This window comes from Bacillus sp. P4_D3 (genome assembly GCF_056401855.1).
This window is the reverse complement of the sequence record NZ_JBFUIN010000051.1, coordinates 1-16,978: the sequence shown is the minus strand read 5'-3', so window position 1 is coordinate 16,978 and position 16,978 is coordinate 1. Positions and strand designations below refer to the sequence as shown.

Here is a 16,978-nt window from a genome sequence, read left to right as displayed (position 1 = left end):
TTTCCCGGAGTTATCCCAGTCTTATGGGTAGGTTACCCACGTGTTACTCACCCGTCCGCCGCTAACTTCATAAGAGCAAGCTCTTAATCCATTCGCTCGACTTGCATGTATTAGGCACGCCGCCAGCGTTCATCCTGAGCCAGGATCAAACTCTCCAATAAAGTTAGTTTGTCTAGCATCTAAAAATAAAAATTGACGTTCACGTTGTTTGTTTCGTTCAGTTTTCAAAGAACTTGTCCGCCGCTTCAGAAGCGACTTCATCATATTAACATCTTCATTTTTCGATGTCAACTATGTTTTTTAATTTCTTTTTTGTCGTTTTCTGCGTTTCCGCATCAGCGACGTTTATTAATATACCATCATGGTTTTTAAATAACAAGTATTTTTTATAAAAAAATACAAAAAGTTATCTATCCTACTTTCTTCTATAGAAAGAACCATTATCCTTTCTACTGAAAACATTCATTTTGATTGTATACAAGTTACTATACACTATCATCAACCAGGCGGTATTTCACAATAAGTTCCTAACCTTTAGTCCTCTCCTTTTTAAATTTTACAATTACCACAGTTCTACTTAAGAAGGACAAATAACCATTTAAATGTAGAGTAACAAAAAACGAGACCACTATACTAAAGCAAAACTTTAATTAATGCTTTTTCTCGCCAATCAGGAACTTTACTTCCACAAATAACGAACTTCCCCTCGAAATATTAACTTAAGATTATTGTTAGAATTTTTTTACATTTAATTAATGAAAGATATCCAATTTTTGTTATATAGTAAGAAAGTGCCCACAAAACTATAAATAAACTAATGGAGGAATTATCTTATGGATAGGTTAACAAAATTTTCATTAAAAAACCGAGCCGCTATTATTATCATGGTTTTTCTCATTTCCATACTTGGCGTTTATTCCGGCTCTAAATTACCTATGGAATTTTTACCAAGCATCGATAACCCCGCAATAACTGTCACGACATTATCTCAAGGGCTCGATGCTGAAACGATGACCAAGGACGTAACTGATCCCCTTGAAAAACAATTTCGTAGTTTAGAACATATCGATGGCATCACTTCTTCCACAAACGAGGGATTATCACGCATCGACATTGCATATACATCAAAGGCAAATATGAAAGACGCGGCACGCGAAGTCGAAAAAACAATTAATACAATTAAATTACCTAAAGATGTAACTAAGCCTGTAGTTAGCCAATTAAATACTTCTATGATTCCACTCGCTCAAATTACCATCCAAAAGCAGAACGGATTTTCAAAAGCTGACGAAAAACAAATCGAGAAAGAAATCGTACCACAACTCGAAAGCATTGATGGTGTTGCCAATGTTATGTTTTTCGGAAAATCAACTTCCGAATTATCCATCGTACTTGACCCTAACCAACTAAAAGATAAAAACATAACATCAGAGCAAGTATTAAAAGTTTTACAAGGAAAAGAAACTTCCACTCCGGCCGGAGCAATTACCGTTAATAAGGAAGAATACAACCTTCGGGTCATCGGAGATATAAAAAATGTAAATGACATTAAAAATATTACCGTTACACCTCAAGTAAAGTTACAAGATGTCGCTCAAATTGAACTAAAACAACATCATGATACAATCTCGCACATAAACGGAGAAGAAGGAACAGGATTAGTCATCATGAAAGAGCCGAGTAAAAACGCGGTTGCAATTGGAAAAGAGATTGATAAAAAGATTAAAGATATAAGCAAGCAATATAAAGATCAGTTTTCTATTAAACTTCTAGCTTCAACTCATGAGCAAGTTGAAAATGCTGTTACTAGTATGGGCAAAGAAGTAATCCTTGGGGCAATTGCTGCAACTCTCATTATCTTAATCTTTTTACGCAGCTTCCGAACAACACTCATCGCTGTCGTTAGTATTCCGCTATCTATTTTATTAACACTATTTTTACTCCATCAATCCAACATCACACTTAACATTCTAACTCTTGGTGGCTTAGCCGTTGCTGTGGGACGTCTCGTCGATGATAGTATCGTTGTCATCGAGAACATTTTCCGTCGTTTACAAAAAGAAACCTTCTCTAAAAATATTATTCTTGAAGCAACGAAAGAGGTCGCAGTCGCAATTACCTCTTCTACTTTAACAACAGTCGCCGTTTTTTTACCTATCGGTCTCGTATCGGGAGTAATTGGAAAACTAATGTTACCTATGGTATTAGCAGTTGTCTATTCTATCCTTTCTTCTTTAATCGTTGCGTTAACAGTTGTTCCACTTATGGCTTTTTTACTACTCAAAAAAACAAAACGTCGCAATTCTCATTCTTCACCGCGATATGTCGCTACATTAAAGTGGGCTCTTTCTCATAAGTTTATCATTCTACTCACTTCTTTTTTATTGTTTGCAGGATCCATTGCAGCCTACATATTACTACCGAAAGCGAACATAAAGTCTGAGGACGATACAATGCTATCCGTTAACATGACATTTCCAACCGATTATGATTCTGAAGCTAAAAAACAAAAAGCCTTTGATTTCGAAAAGAAACTACTCTCTAATTCTGATGTAACAGATGTTATTTTGCGAATGGGATCTAGCGCAGAAGATGCACAATGGGGACAGACAACTAAAAACAATCTTGCAACTATATTTGTAGTCTTTAAAAAGGGATCTGATATCGACCAATATATTAAAGAATTAAAAAAAGAGCATAATGCTTTTGAACCAGCTGAACTTGATTATATAAAAACTAGTTACTCTGACTCCGGAGGCGGAAACAACTTACAATTTAACGTAACCGCTACTAACGAGACAAATTTAAAAAAGGCCGCTAACATCGTCGAAACAAAACTAAAAAGTATGGACGCTCTCTCTAAAGTAAAAACAAATATAGAAGACTCTAAAAAAGAATGGCAAATTCATATCGATCAAACAAAGGCGGAACAACTCGGTTTAACACCAGAATTAGTAGCACAACAAGTATCATTCCTTATGAAGAAATCTCCTATCGGGGAAATTTCAATCAATAATGAAAAAACAACTATTATGATAGAACATAAAAAGGCATCCATTAACAAACAAGAAGATATTTTAAACACAAACATACTCTCACCTATTAACGGACCTATTCCTTTAAAAGACATTGCAACTATTTCAGAAAAGCAACTTCAAACAGAAATCTTCCATAAAGATGGGAAAGAAACGATACAAATTACTGCAGAAGCTTCAAGTGAAGATTTAAGTAAAGTAAGCGCAGAAGTAAACAAGGCTATAACCGACTTAGATTTACCTAACGGAGCAAAAGTAAATATCGCAGGCGCTACCGAGTCTATGCAAGAGAACTTCACAGATTTATTCAAAATTATGGGGATTGCAATTGGGATTGTATATTTAATTATGGTTATCACCTTCGGGCAAGCACGTGCTCCTTTCGCGATTTTATTCTCTTTACCATTAGCTGCTGTCGGCGGTATTTTAGGATTAATCATTTCAAGAACACCTGTTGACGTAAATTCATTAATCGGCGCATTAATGTTAATCGGGATTGTCGTTACAAATGCTATTGTATTAATAGAAAGAGTACAACAAAATCGGGAAAACGGTATGGAAACAAGAGAAGCCTTACTAGAAGCAGGATCTACTAGATTACGCCCAATTATTATGACAGCTATAACAACAATCGTCGCTATGTTACCACTCCTATTCGGTCAATCTCAAGCAGGAAGTATGGTATCCAAAAGTCTGGCCGTCGTTGTAATCGGTGGTTTGGCAGTCTCAACCGTTCTTACATTAGTAGTTGTTCCTGTTATGTATGAACTATTAGATAAAATCGGGAGAAAAAGACGCTCCCGCAGAAAAATAAGTACTTCTACAGAAACACCTGATATTTAAACCAAAAGGCGTTATCTTCTCGAATGAAGATAACGCCTTTTTATTTATCTACCGATATAACTCATTATTTTCGGGGCATATTGCTCTAGTAGCTTACCAGAATCTACAAGAAGATATTCATCATTCGAGGGTCTCTTACTGCCATCTAGCCACTTTTTTCAAACGCTACTTCTGATTCTACTGACTTATCTTATATTCACGTGTTTGTAACCTACGATTAATTTCTTCTATATTATTAAGATAACATTCAATATATTTATATGTAGCACCATACTTCCGATATAAACCTATTCCCTTTTCAACCATCCCATCATAGAGACATGGACTATCTAATATAATACTATGTTCTTGTTCTAACAAAAAACCTATCAGTTCCCACTCAATATAATAGGAGACTCCCCCCAACAACTGTTGATTCACTTCCTTTTGCTGTTAATGATTTTAATAATGCTGATTTCACGAGGTCATGACCTACAATAACTGCACCTGTTAACTTAGCGCTATACTTAGAAAGTGTCGATTTACCTGATCCAGAAAATCCCGACATTTGCAGAAAGAACACTTTCATCCCAACATCCGTATATCAAGTTGCCTATTCACCAACTCTCCTTCTTTTCCTGCTAACATCAAAATGGCCGTAAAAAAACTCCCTGTTTATAAACAGAGAGTTCTTACCTTCAATTTATGCCGCTTTTACCTTCTTTGTCGTTTTACTTTTTCTTTTCGTTCCTGTAAAACGCTTGTGTAATACAGATGCTACGAAACGAGAAATGATATTAAAGAGTAATACCATAATAATTAATACAGCTGCAGATTTTGTTGCAATTAACTTCGCATCTGGGATAATCCCTTCAGAGTTTAATTTCCAAATGTGAACAGCTAACGTTTCAGCTGGTCTAAATGGATTTAAAGGATGCGAGGGGCTCGAGAAGTCCGCTGCTGAATTTAAAATAGGTGATGTTAAACCCGCTGTATAAATTAACGCCGCAGCTTCACCGAATATACGGCCTGCCGCTAAAATAATACCTGTAATGATTTGTGGTAACGACGACGGAATAATGATACGGGCAATTGTTTGCCATTTCGTTGCACCTAGTCCAAGACTCGCCTCTTTTACATTATGAGGAACTTCAGAAATCGCATTTTCACAAACACGTGTTAAACCAGGTAAATTCAAAATAGTTAAAGCAAGAGCTCCACCCATTACTGTATATCCCCAGCCTGTCATTGTAACAAATACTAATAAGCCAAATAGTCCAACAACAATAGAAGGTAAAGACGCCATTGTTTCAATACATAAACGAACAAAACTTAAAAAACGACCTTGTTTTGCATACTCCGCTAAATATATTCCAGCCCCTAATCCAAGAGGAATAGATATAATAAGTGTTATAACAAGCATGTAGAAAGAATTGAATAACTGTGGACCAATTCCCCCACCAGCTCTTGTATTGCTTGGTTCTCCGAATAAGAAACTAGGATCCCAAAATCCCCATCCCTTTTGCAGAATTTCGTACATTAAAAAAGCCAGCAAAGCTACAACTAAAGCTGCAACCGCATAAAAGATACCTGTCCAAACTTTATTTACCGTTCTTGCATTCATTATTATCGCTCACCTCTTTGACCAATCGCTCGAATTACTAAAATAAACAGGAATGAAATAACAAGTAAAATCATTGCTAACGTCCATAGCGCATTGTTCCAAGCTGTTCCGTTCAATGTATTCGTCATATCCATTGTCAGAATACCAGTTAACGTTGCTGTCGGACTATATATTCCTTCCGGTAATTTAATCGTGTTCCCGATTACCATTTGAACCGCTAACGCTTCACCAAAAGCACGCGCTAACCCTAAAACTATACCTGTTAAAATCCCTTGTTTTGCAGCAGGAACAATAACTCGGCTGATCGCTTGCCATTTCGTCGATCCTAGACCGTAAGAAGCTTCCAAGTAATCAAACGGAACAGAGCGTATTGCATCAGAGGCAATACTAGCAATAGTAGGTAAAATCATAATACTCAGGACAATAATACCCGCAATTAAACTAAAGCCCACTCCACCAAACGAATCACGTAATAGAGGAACCAAGATCGTAACCCCTAATAATCCGTATACAACCGATGGAATACCAACTAATAATTCTAAAACAGGCTTTAATACTTTATTCCCAAACTTCGGCGAAATTAAATTCATGAATATAGCAAGAGCTATAGCAATTGGTGCACTAATGACAACAGCACCTAGCGACACAAGCGTCGAACCGACAATAAAGATTACAGCACCATACGTACCTTGATCAGCATTTGGATTCCATTTTGTCGAAGTTAACACCTCAGAAAATGAGATACCACTTTGCGTGAAAGATTGAATTCCTTTGCCGCAAATAAATGCAATAATAGCTAATGTAATTAAAACAATAAAGATACCGCAAAACGTAACAAGTGATCTACCTATATATTCACTCTTTACGTAATTAATTTGTTTTTTCCCCTTCATCACAGGACAGACCCCACTTCATAGATTGAAATGAACAGGACTGGCCTTGCAGCCAGCCCCATAAAATTTTATTACTTATTTAATTTAGACATTGGGATGTAACCCATATCTTCTACTTGTTTTTCGAAATCTTTACCTTTTACATAGTCAATGTAAGCTTTTGTCGCTTCTTTTGCCTCACCTTTAGTTACCATGTACTCGTAAGACCAGAATGGATATTTACCAGCAGAGATGTTTTCAACTTTCGGTTCAGCACCATCAATTTTCACAGTTTGCAATGCACCTTTTTTATCGCCAACCATGTAAGACATTGCTAAATAGCTGATTGAACCTGGAGTAGAGTTAATTGCTTGCTCTACTGCACCGTTAGAATCTTGTGTTGTACCAGTTCCATCATTAATTTTAGCTTCTTTCATAACTGTTTTTTCAAATGTAGCACGTGTACCAGATGAAGCTGGACGATTAATTACATTGATTTTCTCATCTTTTCCGCCTAACTCTTTCCAGTTCGTCACTTTTCCAGTGAAGATATCTTGTACTTGTTTTGCTGTTAAGTTATCAACTTTTACATCTTTATTTACGACAAGCGCGAATGCGATACCCGCTACCTTGTTATCTACTAATTCTTTCGCTTTTTCAGCATCTTTTATTTTATCTGAAGCCGGAACATCCGAATTACCAATTTGTACTGCACCAGATGCTACTTGGTTAATCCCAGTTCCACTACCGCCACCTTGAACTTGAATAGAAACTTTTGAATTTTTCTCCATGAATTTCTTTCCAGCTTCCTCCGCAAGAGGTTGAAGAGCTGTAGAGCCAGCCGCTGCAATCGTACCTGATAATTCTTGTTTTGCATCGCTACCTTTAGCAGCTTCCTTATTATCCGTACTTTCTGCTTTTCCACATCCAACTAATGCACCTGCAACAACTAAAGCCGCTAAAGAAAATTTAATACCCTTTTTCATAATCATGTCTTGTACCCCCATTTGGATTATCACTTTTCGAATTCATCTTCTTTCGAACACAAATTCATTGTAGGACAACAATATTATGTGAGTGTTAAGCAATTTTTAAGTTTAAGTAAATAGAGATAACATCCCATAAAAGCTAGACATCCCAACATTTAGAGTTAAAAAAGCCAACAAAACCCACACTAAACACGCAGTATTGTAAATTTATTCTTAACAATGTAAATCCAATGTAAATATTTTTCTTTATTTTGCCCTTTAAGTTAAAGCTATATTTACAAATCCACTATATTTTTAAAAGTTTACACTCTTACTTTATTTACATTAAGAAGAATTTCAGTAATATTTTTCGGTACAACTCAATAAATTGGAACAATTCTAAAAATATTTGAATATTTTTAAAGTACTAATTGACAGCATCATTAAATGTAGTCTACTATATTAGTATCAAAAAGTTTACCTAAGGAAACTTTTTAAACTAAAACTAAAAATATAGAGATGAGGTAACTTTTATGGTATCGGCTAATACTAAACCCCTTTCCGAATTCAGAACAGGGGAATTTGTACAAATTGAGAAGATACAATTAGAAGGAACTATGAAACGACGTTTATTAGATTTAGGCTTTTTTCCTGGAGCGACAATTAAAGTATTACAACGCAGCCCACTTGGAGACCCGGTCGCTTATCAAGTAAGCAACACAACTATTGCACTGCGTAGTGAAGAAAGCTCCCTTATTTTCGGGGTATTAATAGGAGATGATTTCAGATGAGTAACCATCGCATTGCGTTAGCTGGTAACCCGAATACCGGGAAAAGTACATTATTTAATACTTTAACAGGCTTAAAACAACATACTGGAAACTGGACGGGGAAAACTGTTTTAAAGGCTGAAGGGGAATATAAGCATGGCGGAAATATATATACAATAATAGATTTACCTGGAACTTACTCACTGTATTCAAATTCGGCAGATGAAGAAGTCGCACGAGATTATATTATATTTGAAAAACCAGAAGTAACTGTAGTTGTTATAGACGCAACTGCAATGGAAAGAAATTTAAATTTAGCACTCCAAGTGATGGAAATGACAAACGATGTGGTCATTTGTATTAACTTAATTGATGAAGCGGAGAAAAAAGGAATCATTATTGACGAAAAAAAACTAGCAAAATCACTCGGTGTACCGGTAGTTAAAATTTCAGCCCGAAACCGAGTTGGTATCGGACATTTACTAAGCGTCGTTGCTAAAGTAGCAAATAAAAAAATCATTCCAACACCAATTAAAATTACTTATAATGAAAAAATCGAAAATATGATTCAAGAATTAGAACCACAAATTTATAAAGTGTTCGGCAATACGTATCCAGCACGTTGGATTGCGCTACGTATTTTAGATGGAGATAAAAATTTCTTAACTGCACTTCAAAAACATCATAACGAACCACTTGTAAGGGAGGTCATAATAAATGGAATCTCACTCAGCCAGTAAAGCTCTTCCGCTGGACTATATTGTTCAACATGCACAAACACTTTCAAAAGAGGACATACGAGATGACATTGTCGGAGATATTTATCGAACCTCCGCAAGTATATGTAAAGAAGCTGTCCAATATACGAATACTGACAAATTATATCGTTCAGAAAGATTAGATAAGATTTTCACTTCTCCTATTTGGGGATTTCCAATTATGCTCGGTATTTTATCTATTATTTTTTATCTTACAATCGCCGGTGCTAACGTGCCATCCGAGATGATTGCTGAATTTTTTGGCTGGGTCGAAGGATATTTAACATCTTGGTTCCAAGCAATGCATGCACCAGAATGGCTACATGGTGTTTTAATACTTGGTTTATTCCGTGGTACCGGAGCCGTTATTAGCGTTATGTTACCACCTATGGCAATCTTCTTCCCTATGTTTGCCCTATTAGAAAACTATGGATATTTACCACGCGTTGCGTTTAACATGGATCGTTTATTTAAACGCTCTGGCGCGCATGGGAAACAATCTTTAACTATGGCAATGGGGTTCGGATGTAACGCTGCCGCTATTATGTCAACACGTATTATCGAATCACCACGTGAGCGTATGCTTGCCATTTTAACAAACAACTTCGTCCCATGTAATGGACGCTGGCCTACATTAATCTTAATGGCTTCATTATTTATGGCTGCTGGATATACAGGCAGCATGCAAACACTTGTTACTGCCGGCGTTGTCGTTGGAATGGTTGTAATTGGTGTTATTGTAACTTTAACTGTTTCTTGGGTTTTATCAAAAACTGCTCTAAAAGGCGTTCCAACTCACTATACGTTAGAGTTACCACCATACCGTAAACCAAAAATTTGGAATACAATTGTACGTTCAACGCTTGATAAATCAATATATGTTTTAAAACGAGCTGTAATTGTAGCTGCACCTGCCGCTGTATTAACTTGGATACTTGCTAATATTTTCGTCGGTGACACAAGCTTACTTATGCATTTCGTAAACTTCCTAGATCCATTTGCTAAATTACTAGGACTTGACGGTTTTATTCTAGCTGCATTCATTCTTGGGCTACCAGCTAATGAAATTGTCATCCCGATTTTATTAATGTCTTACTTATCAACTGGCGCTTTAACTGAAATAGATGATTTTAATCAAATTAAAAATCTATTCTTAGAAAATGGTTGGACTTGGTTGACAGCGTTAAACACAATGTTGTTCTCACTCCTTCATTTCCCGTGTGGAACAACACTAGTTAACATATATAAAGAAACAAAAAGTGCAAAATGGACATTCTTATCGTTCGCAATCCCTACTGTTATTGCAATTGTTGTTACATTCTTCTCTACACAATTGGTACATTGGTTAGGGCTTGTATAAGCAAAGTATACATAGAAGGTATCCCCCTTCAACATATGCTTTGTGCAAAAAAAGAAACCTGAAACTTATTCAGGTTTCTTTTTTTGCGCATCCTTTTTCCACGGCTGGGCACCATACGTTGTAAGTTTTTTATGAATAAAATATATAGTCCCTGGAAGAACCGCCATTAATATCGTGCAACTAATTCCCAATCCAGTAAACAACTTCCACCACCTTATTTCACTCTCTTCGGTAAAGCTGAACCTGAATGTGCAATTGTTGGATGAACATGAACAGTAATTTCAGCATTACTAAAGTAATTTTCGCCTTGATCCCAATTCTTACTTATCTTTTTCCACTCTTTATAATTATGTCGCTTATATACTTCCCCTAATGCTAATACATCTACCTTATATTTTTTTTGAACAAGCTTAATCGATTTTTGGATGCGTTTCTCCATTTCCTCTGAAATATCCTTCTCTAAACGCTTTTCATTCAAAACCTTTTTATGATCACTAAAGTGCAACTCAGCCAATGTACCTTCCAGAGATAAGTGAATATTAAACTTTGGTTTTGTAGCATTTTCCGTAGATACTTTAATCTTTCGGTGCATCTTATGAATTTCATATGTAATAAGCTGGTCTTTTTTGCGGATAGTAAAAAAACCTCCAATTTTTTTACCTATTATATAATTCATTCCTAATGTTTGTTCTCCACTTAAACTGCCTACACACTTATTATCCTTCCCACGAAACAGCGCTGCCCCATTCATTTGTACCCCTTGTTTTGTTAGTTCGAGAATAGGTAATACGAAACTTTGGTTAGCAATCATTTTTTGCTGTACCTCACCAATTCTTGCAGCCTCGATCATTTGAGCATTTTTCGGAGGATGCTCAGCTAACATATCAATGTATTGCGCTGGTAAATTTTCAGGTTTTGCACTTTGTTTTAAAATAGCTTCTGCATTTTTCTTAGAAACAAACAAACGAATATTTCTTCTCATCTCATGATCACGAATATATACATCCAACGTATTTTGTAAAATATACGGTTTCGATAGTAATTCTTCAGAGAAAATAATTACTTGTATATGCGGAAAAAATAATGTACGACTAATCTTTTTAGCAATAATTCTTATTTGTTCAAACACACTATCTGCTTTCGCACTAACATTAATATAATTTTCGCCATCTCCATCACCTTGTCCACCTTGCTGCGCTAACTTACTGGGAAGTACCATCTGATAAGTCCCTTTCATAATTGGATTTGCTTTCTTTGCCTTTACAATATCGTAAGCTGCACCTACTACAAATCCTCTTTCTTCTATTTCTTCTAACTCAGAGCACCCACTTATAGATCCAGCTAAAACCATAACCATTATAATTTTAAGAAGGTGTTTCATTTCTACCATTCCTTCTTTTTATTTTATATACAATAAAAACTAACAAAGGCGCTAGCACGACAAACCCCATATCTATCCAAGCTAAATAAGTCCCGTAATTTGACAATTCTTTCGAATTACTAGGTATCATATTCACCATAAAAATAATCGGGGCACTTACAAAAATGAAAATATGTTTCTTCACTTTCGGAAACATAGCACAAAATAATAAAGATGCGACGTCATAATACATTGCTGTAGTATTATAAATAGTAATAATCCAAGTAGTAAAAAAAATCGCATCAAATCTTTCTAAAAACCCTCCACCAATTTCAATTTCTTTCCCTAATTCAATTGTTGGATATGTCAATCCACGTGTTGTCATATACGTAAAAACACTAATACAAGTTACGTAAATTAAAATGTATGACAACACGTTTACTATCACCGCTTTTGCAACTGCCATTGGCGCTTTTTTCGCTGTCTTATCGTTCAACAACACAGCATAAAACAGAGCTACCTCAAATCCGATGAATGTAAAAATAGAATTCTTAACTCCTACAGCATACTGACTGACATTCGTTTGAAAAGCCGGTAGTAAATTATCTATTTCCATTAAGTTCACATTCAATAAAGAAAGAAGCACTATCGCAATTAAAACAATTGGTAAGAATAGAACATTTAACCTTAATAAAGCCGCTCTCGATCCTGCTACTCCATAAATAACAACTAATAAGAAGAAGAAAGACAATAGCTGTATTGGTGTATCACTAAATAAATATGTTTGTGAAATAACCGCAATCATTCGCGATTCATATGCTGTCAAAGCTGCAAACGTTAATACTAAAATACTACTAATTGTGTACGCAACAGGTTTCGTCAAATGCGCACTTGTATATTGAACAAAGTTTTGTTTTGGGAATAAAATAGCTACCCTCGTTACAAACCAACCTAAAACCGCACATATCAATCCACCCAAAAGTAAAATAATCCAACCGTCCGAAAATAAAGTTTGATCGGCAATATCTCTCGGCATAGACAATGCCCCTATACCAATAATGGTTGACGATACCGCAAAGCCAATTTCCCGAGATCCAATCTCTTCATCGCCATACTCAAATGGTTTCAATTATTTTCGCTCCTTTGGACGTATTGTAGAATCTTTTGTTTGTAAATATTCCGGTCTCTCTTTTAACATTGATTTTGGTAGGCGAACCAATTCTTCTTCCCAATCTTTATAAAAAGCAGGAGCAATAGGTGTTGTATACGGAACCCCAACACTCTTTAAATTTGTAATATGAACCGCAAGTGCAATAAGAGCTAAAATGATTCCGTACAACCCAAAAGCAGTTGCAGCTAACACGAAGACGAAAAGTAAAATTCGAAATGTAATCGTAATGCTATATACAGGAAGTGAAAATGTAGCAATTGCGGTAACCGCAATAATAATTACTAAAAACGGATTTACAATCCCCGCATTTACTGCCGCTTCTCCAATTACAAGACCACCTACGATACCAATTGTTTGCCCCATCGGTTTCGGAAGCCTAATCCCGGCTTCTCGTATTAATTCCATCGTTAATGCCATCATTAGGGTTTCAATATAAGCAGGAAATGGCACCCCTTCTCTCGCTCCCGCAATAGAATAAGCTAGTTTAGATGGGATGAGCCCTTGATGATACGATAYAAGCGCTACGTACATGGCAGGTAATAAAACAGCAGCGATACCTGATCCCATACGTAAAATTCTTAATAACGTTCCAATTACCCAACGCTCATAATGATCTTCTACAGATTGAAAAATATCAACAAACACTAGTGGAGCTATAAGAGCAAATGGTGACCCATCTACTAAAATGGCCGCTTTCCCTTTCGCCAATGCAGCCACTATATTATCTGGTCTTTCTGTATTTAAAAACTGCGGAAATGGAGACAAATTATTATCTTGAATTAATTGCTCAATCGTTCCTGTCTCAAAAATGACATCTGTCACTATTGATTGAAGACGCCGATCTAGCTCTTTTACGATGTAAGGGTTAATAATATCTTCTATATATACTAGGGTTACTTCTTTCTGCGATCGCTTCCCCATAATATAAGATTGAAACCGTAACTTCGGATCACGTAAACCACGGCGAATTAACATTTTATTCACATTAATATCTTCATTTAATCCAACTCTCGGTCCACGTATTAAATCTTCTGTCACTGGCGGTTCTAGACTTCTTTTCTCCCAAGCCCTACTGTTAACAACAATAGCCGTTTGAATATTATCAATTAATACAACTGCATCCCCCGCTAAAATCGAGTTAATAATTTTAGCAAATGTTGTTTCAGTATTTACTTCTGCAATAGAAATAAAACGATCCAACAATGTCTGAACCACAGCTGCTTCATTTGGTATTTCTTCATATTGAAGTGTACGAACTACGTATTTATAAACATTATCCTTATCTGTCAATCCACATAAAAAAACAACCGCACAACGTGTAATGCTACCAGCAAGAGCAACTTCTCTAATTGTTAAATCATTAGGTGAACCTAACTCATCTCTAATTTCCTTCATAACTTCAAACAAGTTACCTTTTAGCTCTAACAATTTCCCCACCTAACTTCCTTTTCAACAAGTTTTTAGTTAGATTCCGCTAATAGAAGAAAATATATACAAAAAAGAGCTATCTCTTTTCAAAGATAGCTCTAACACATGAATCACTTTTCTACTATTATATTGTCTGTCTTTACAGATACATTTTTTGTGAACCCACTAACTACAAACATCACAATAATATTAACTAACAATGCGGCTATACCTATATTCACATCTTTTATACACTGCGGGACACCCGGAAACATCGTAGCTATAGTAGAACCAGCTAAATTGATATACGTGACAACCAACAACCCAATCCCCGCAATCGCACCTTGCTTCGTAATAATTTGACGAGGAAACAAACTACATACACGTGCTAGCACGTGTATTTTCTTCATCTCATTCTCCTTTACTTATAAAATTCATAATGGATGATACAAAGACTTCCACTCCAATTGGTAATGCGTCTTCGTCAATTGTAAAACGAGGATGGTGATGCGGATATATAATTCCCTTCTCTTCATTGCCTGCCCCAATAAAAAAGAATGTTCCTGGTGCCTTTTGTAAAAATGCCGAAAAATCTTCTCCTGCCATCGTTGGTTGTAAACGAACAACTCTCTCTCTTCCATACAGCTGTAATGCCGTATGTTCAATAAGCTCTGTAACTTCATAATCGTTCACAACTGGTCGATATCCATACTCATAAGAAAATGTATACTTAGCACCGTAGGATTCTGTAATATGTTTTACAATCCTTTCAAGCTTCTTCTTTGTTTCTTCTCTTAATTCATGCCTTAAACTTCTCACTGTCCCTTCAATCTCCGCTTGTTCCGGGATAACATTATGAGTTGTCCCAGAATGAAATTGTGTAACAGATACTACGAGAGAATCTAACGGATTCGTGAGGCGAGATACAATTTGCTGAATTTGCGAAACAACTTGTGCACCAATGGCGATACTATCAACTGTTTCATGCGGAATTCCAGCATGCCCACCTTTTCCCTCTATCGTAATTTTAAAAACGTCCGGCGCCGCCATCGCAGGACCATAAATTACACCTACTTTTCCAACCTCTAATGACGCCCAAAGATGAGCACCAATAATGTAATCCACACCTGCCATCACTCCCGCTGCGACCATTTCCTCTGCACCGCCCGGAAAGTTTTCTTCTGCATGTTGAAATAAAAAGCGAATCTCTCCTTTAACTTTCTCTCTTCTCTCTACCAACTTATGTACTACACCAAGCAATATTGCCATGTGACCATCGTGACCACACGCATGCATCACACCTGGATATGTAGAAATAAAATCAAACTTATTTTCTTCATGAATAGGAAGAGCATCCATATCAGCACGAACCGCGATAATTTTACCAGGCTGCTTACCAATTAACCTTGCCATTACACTATATTTAGTAGGCCTTGAGACTTCTAAATACGGGATTTCCCGAAGTATGTCGAATACAAATTGAGATGTTTTTTCCTCTTGAAAAGATAACTCTGGATACTTATGAAAATGCCTTCTCCACTCAATCAACTGATTCTTTGATAAAACAAGTTCCTTTGCGACATCCATTTCTCTTCTCCCCTTCTTTACCAAGTTAAATGTTAGTATAGCGTGAACTGTTAACTTCCGAAAGAATTTTCAGAATTTTCTATGATAAATATTCAAAAAGAAAAAGCCATCTCAAGATGACTTTTCACTTTATAAAATAGTAATCGCTTGTTTCCCCATTTGCTCCCACGCCTTTTCAAATTCAGCACGAGGAACAGCTTTTCGTGGATTGTTTGCAAGAGGATCATTTACGTATACAAAGTTTTGATCATATCCAATTACTACAACACTATGCTCATAATATGTAATTTTCACTTCACCTGAACTCGTATTCCATGTTTCAAAACTACTTTCAGCTAATGGTTTAAACGTTGTATTAATAATTACCCATACCGGAGAACCAGAACTAATTACTTTATATAGATCTTGCACGTCTCTGCCCGTTAAATTAATTACTTTTTCAGGAACATACTTTTCTGCTAAATTAAAAATTGGTTGATTGTATACACCGTATCCTCGCTCAGCTTTCGTATAAATATTTCCAACGAATCCCTCATAAGGATTTCCATGCAAACCATTTTGTTCAAATGGGACGCGATGAATCTCACTAGCAAGTTGCATCTTATCTACTTGTACACCTTTATGTTGCAGTAGCATAGCTAAACTTGTCACTTCACAACCTCTAGGTAATTCAGGTAACTGTCTAATAAACGGAACCTCTGTAATCATTGCACTTTCTTTCATCTCAGAGAAAAGGTCTAACCGTAATTCTTGTGCCTTTCTCATAATTTTATCTTTCTCGAAAAAAAACACGACAGCAAATATAATACCGAAAATAAAAATATATTTTAACTTTTTCATCATAAACCAAACTCCATTATATCAATTATTTAAAGGCGCAACTTCTATCATTGTACCTTTCTTCTTACTAGTTTGCTAGAAAGATTCTGTAAATTATTATTCACAAATATCATCGTAAAATTCTAATTTTTTCGACAAAAAGAAAAAATGATATGCTTTTTCAGAACGTTTTACTAACAACAAAATTATTAACATAGTGAAAGAATCGCGTTTCCTTCACTATGTTAATAAACATTCTAAGGTATTTAGTCATAGTTAGTTTTTCCTTTACATACTCAGTTCACAACAAAATAAACCGAGTATGTTTTTCACCCCGCTAATGATTAAAAGTACCGAATGAAATCTAATTAACACATACAAAAAAATATGGGGGGAGGGGCATATGAATCAACAAGTAGAACTTG

The 16,978-nt window shown here is 35.9% G+C and carries 13 protein-coding genes, 1 rRNA gene and 2 pseudogenes; 4 read left to right on the top strand and 12 right to left on the bottom strand.

The genetic code is table 11. The features are described 5' to 3' along the window. A 16S ribosomal RNA gene (locus AC1DTM_RS09760) occupies positions 1 to 161 on the bottom strand; the annotation flags it as partial. Positions 162 to 833: 672 nt separating this feature from the next. On the opposite strand from AC1DTM_RS09760, the gene AC1DTM_RS09755 reads away from it, so the two are divergent. After that, complete coding sequence (locus AC1DTM_RS09755; RefSeq protein ID WP_016103575.1) at positions 834 to 3,878, top strand: efflux RND transporter permease subunit; 3,045 nt, start codon at positions 834 to 836, stop codon at positions 3,876 to 3,878. A gap of 44 nt (positions 3,879 to 3,922) precedes the next feature. Here AC1DTM_RS09755 and AC1DTM_RS09750 read toward each other — a convergent pair. The 4 genes and pseudogenes from AC1DTM_RS09750 to AC1DTM_RS09735 all read right to left on the bottom strand — a co-directional run bounded on the left by AC1DTM_RS09750 (position 3,923) and on the right by AC1DTM_RS09735 (position 7,345). Continuing rightward, positions 3,923 to 4,440 (bottom strand): annotated as a pseudogene (locus AC1DTM_RS09750) (P-loop nucleotide/nucleoside kinase family protein). Positions 4,441 to 4,560: 120 nt separating this feature from the next. Then, positions 4,561 to 5,481 (bottom strand): phosphate ABC transporter permease PstA, encoded by a 921-nt coding sequence (gene pstA / locus AC1DTM_RS09745; protein ID WP_016103572.1) that lies wholly within the window; start codon positions 5,479 to 5,481, stop codon positions 4,561 to 4,563. A 2-nt stretch (positions 5,482 to 5,483) separates the two neighbouring features. Beyond that, positions 5,484 to 6,374, bottom strand: coding sequence for a phosphate ABC transporter permease subunit PstC (gene pstC / locus AC1DTM_RS09740; RefSeq protein WP_002159250.1), 891 nt, complete (start codon positions 6,372 to 6,374; stop codon positions 5,484 to 5,486). A 71-nt stretch (positions 6,375 to 6,445) separates the two neighbouring features. Further along, on the bottom strand, positions 6,446 to 7,345 hold the full coding sequence (locus tag AC1DTM_RS09735; protein WP_002114243.1) for a phosphate ABC transporter substrate-binding protein PstS family protein: 900 nt from the start codon (positions 7,343 to 7,345) through the stop codon (positions 6,446 to 6,448). A gap of 509 nt (positions 7,346 to 7,854) precedes the next feature. On the opposite strand from AC1DTM_RS09735, the gene AC1DTM_RS09730 reads away from it, so the two are divergent. The 3 genes from AC1DTM_RS09730 to AC1DTM_RS09720 are packed head-to-tail and all read left to right on the top strand — an operon-like array spanning position 7,855 to position 10,209. Beyond that, complete coding sequence (locus AC1DTM_RS09730) at positions 7,855 to 8,112, top strand: FeoA family protein (RefSeq protein WP_002090873.1); 258 nt, start codon at positions 7,855 to 7,857, stop codon at positions 8,110 to 8,112. Beyond that, on the top strand, positions 8,109 to 8,831 hold the full coding sequence (locus AC1DTM_RS09725) for a FeoB small GTPase domain-containing protein (RefSeq protein ID WP_002159251.1): 723 nt from the start codon (positions 8,109 to 8,111) through the stop codon (positions 8,829 to 8,831). Before AC1DTM_RS09730 ends, AC1DTM_RS09725 begins: the two co-directional genes overlap by 4 nt. Then, positions 8,809 to 10,209 (top strand): nucleoside recognition domain-containing protein, encoded by a 1,401-nt coding sequence (locus AC1DTM_RS09720; RefSeq protein ID WP_016103571.1) that lies wholly within the window; start codon positions 8,809 to 8,811, stop codon positions 10,207 to 10,209. The genes AC1DTM_RS09725 and AC1DTM_RS09720 overlap by 23 nt, the downstream gene beginning before the upstream one ends. 65 nt (positions 10,210 to 10,274) lie before the next feature. Here the strand turns inward: AC1DTM_RS09720 and AC1DTM_RS09715 are convergent, their stop codons facing one another. The 7 genes and pseudogenes from AC1DTM_RS09715 to AC1DTM_RS09685 all read right to left on the bottom strand — a co-directional run bounded on the left by AC1DTM_RS09715 (position 10,275) and on the right by AC1DTM_RS09685 (position 16,574). Further along, positions 10,275 to 10,412: a hypothetical protein gene (locus AC1DTM_RS09715; RefSeq protein WP_087945977.1), complete on the bottom strand. Its 138-nt coding sequence runs from the start codon at positions 10,410 to 10,412 to the stop codon at positions 10,275 to 10,277. Between the two features lie 11 nt (positions 10,413 to 10,423). After that, entirely contained in the window at positions 10,424 to 11,590 is a 1,167-nt protein-coding gene (locus tag AC1DTM_RS09710; RefSeq protein WP_002116283.1) for a Ger(x)C family spore germination protein, read from the bottom strand. Then, a complete protein-coding gene (gene gerLB, locus AC1DTM_RS09705) occupies positions 11,574 to 12,698 on the bottom strand; it encodes a spore germination protein GerLB (RefSeq protein WP_002159253.1) in 1,125 nt (374 codons plus the stop codon). Before gerLB ends, AC1DTM_RS09710 begins: the two co-directional genes overlap by 17 nt. Beyond that, positions 12,699 to 14,177 (bottom strand): spore germination protein, encoded by a 1,479-nt coding sequence (locus AC1DTM_RS09700; protein ID WP_477000197.1) that lies wholly within the window; start codon positions 14,175 to 14,177, stop codon positions 12,699 to 12,701. Positions 14,178 to 14,278: 101 nt separating this feature from the next. Next, a pseudogene (locus tag AC1DTM_RS09695) lies at positions 14,279 to 14,536 on the bottom strand (sodium:solute symporter family protein); the annotation flags it as partial. A 22-nt stretch (positions 14,537 to 14,558) separates the two neighbouring features. Continuing rightward, a complete protein-coding gene (locus tag AC1DTM_RS09690) occupies positions 14,559 to 15,734 on the bottom strand; it encodes an amidohydrolase (RefSeq protein ID WP_016103568.1) in 1,176 nt (391 codons plus the stop codon). 129 nt (positions 15,735 to 15,863) lie between these two features. After that, a complete protein-coding gene (locus AC1DTM_RS09685) occupies positions 15,864 to 16,574 on the bottom strand; it encodes a C39 family peptidase (protein WP_033710649.1) in 711 nt (236 codons plus the stop codon). Positions 16,575 to 16,978: the final 404 nt, after the last annotated feature.

What these genes read in the sequence shown, in the direction of transcription:
- AC1DTM_RS09755 (WP_016103575.1), top strand. Translation starts at nt 834, where the DNA reads ATGGATAGGTTAACAAAATTTTCATTAAAAAACCGAGCCGCTATTATT.
- pstA (WP_016103572.1), bottom strand. Translation starts at nt 5,481, where the DNA reads ATGAATGCAAGAACGGTAAATAAAGTTTGGACAGGTATCTTTTATGCG.
- pstC (WP_002159250.1), bottom strand. Translation starts at nt 6,374, where the DNA reads ATGAAGGGGAAAAAACAAATTAATTACGTAAAGAGTGAATATATAGGT.
- AC1DTM_RS09735 (WP_002114243.1), bottom strand. Translation starts at nt 7,345, where the DNA reads ATGATTATGAAAAAGGGTATTAAATTTTCTTTAGCGGCTTTAGTTGTT.
- AC1DTM_RS09730 (WP_002090873.1), top strand. Translation starts at nt 7,855, where the DNA reads ATGGTATCGGCTAATACTAAACCCCTTTCCGAATTCAGAACAGGGGAA.
- AC1DTM_RS09725 (WP_002159251.1), top strand. Translation starts at nt 8,109, where the DNA reads ATGAGTAACCATCGCATTGCGTTAGCTGGTAACCCGAATACCGGGAAA.
- AC1DTM_RS09720 (WP_016103571.1), top strand. Translation starts at nt 8,809, where the DNA reads ATGGAATCTCACTCAGCCAGTAAAGCTCTTCCGCTGGACTATATTGTT.
- AC1DTM_RS09710 (WP_002116283.1), bottom strand. Translation starts at nt 11,590, where the DNA reads ATGAAACACCTTCTTAAAATTATAATGGTTATGGTTTTAGCTGGATCT.
- AC1DTM_RS09690 (WP_016103568.1), bottom strand. Translation starts at nt 15,734, where the DNA reads ATGGATGTCGCAAAGGAACTTGTTTTATCAAAGAATCAGTTGATTGAG.
- AC1DTM_RS09685 (WP_033710649.1), bottom strand. Translation starts at nt 16,574, where the DNA reads ATGAAAAAGTTAAAATATATTTTTATTTTCGGTATTATATTTGCTGTC.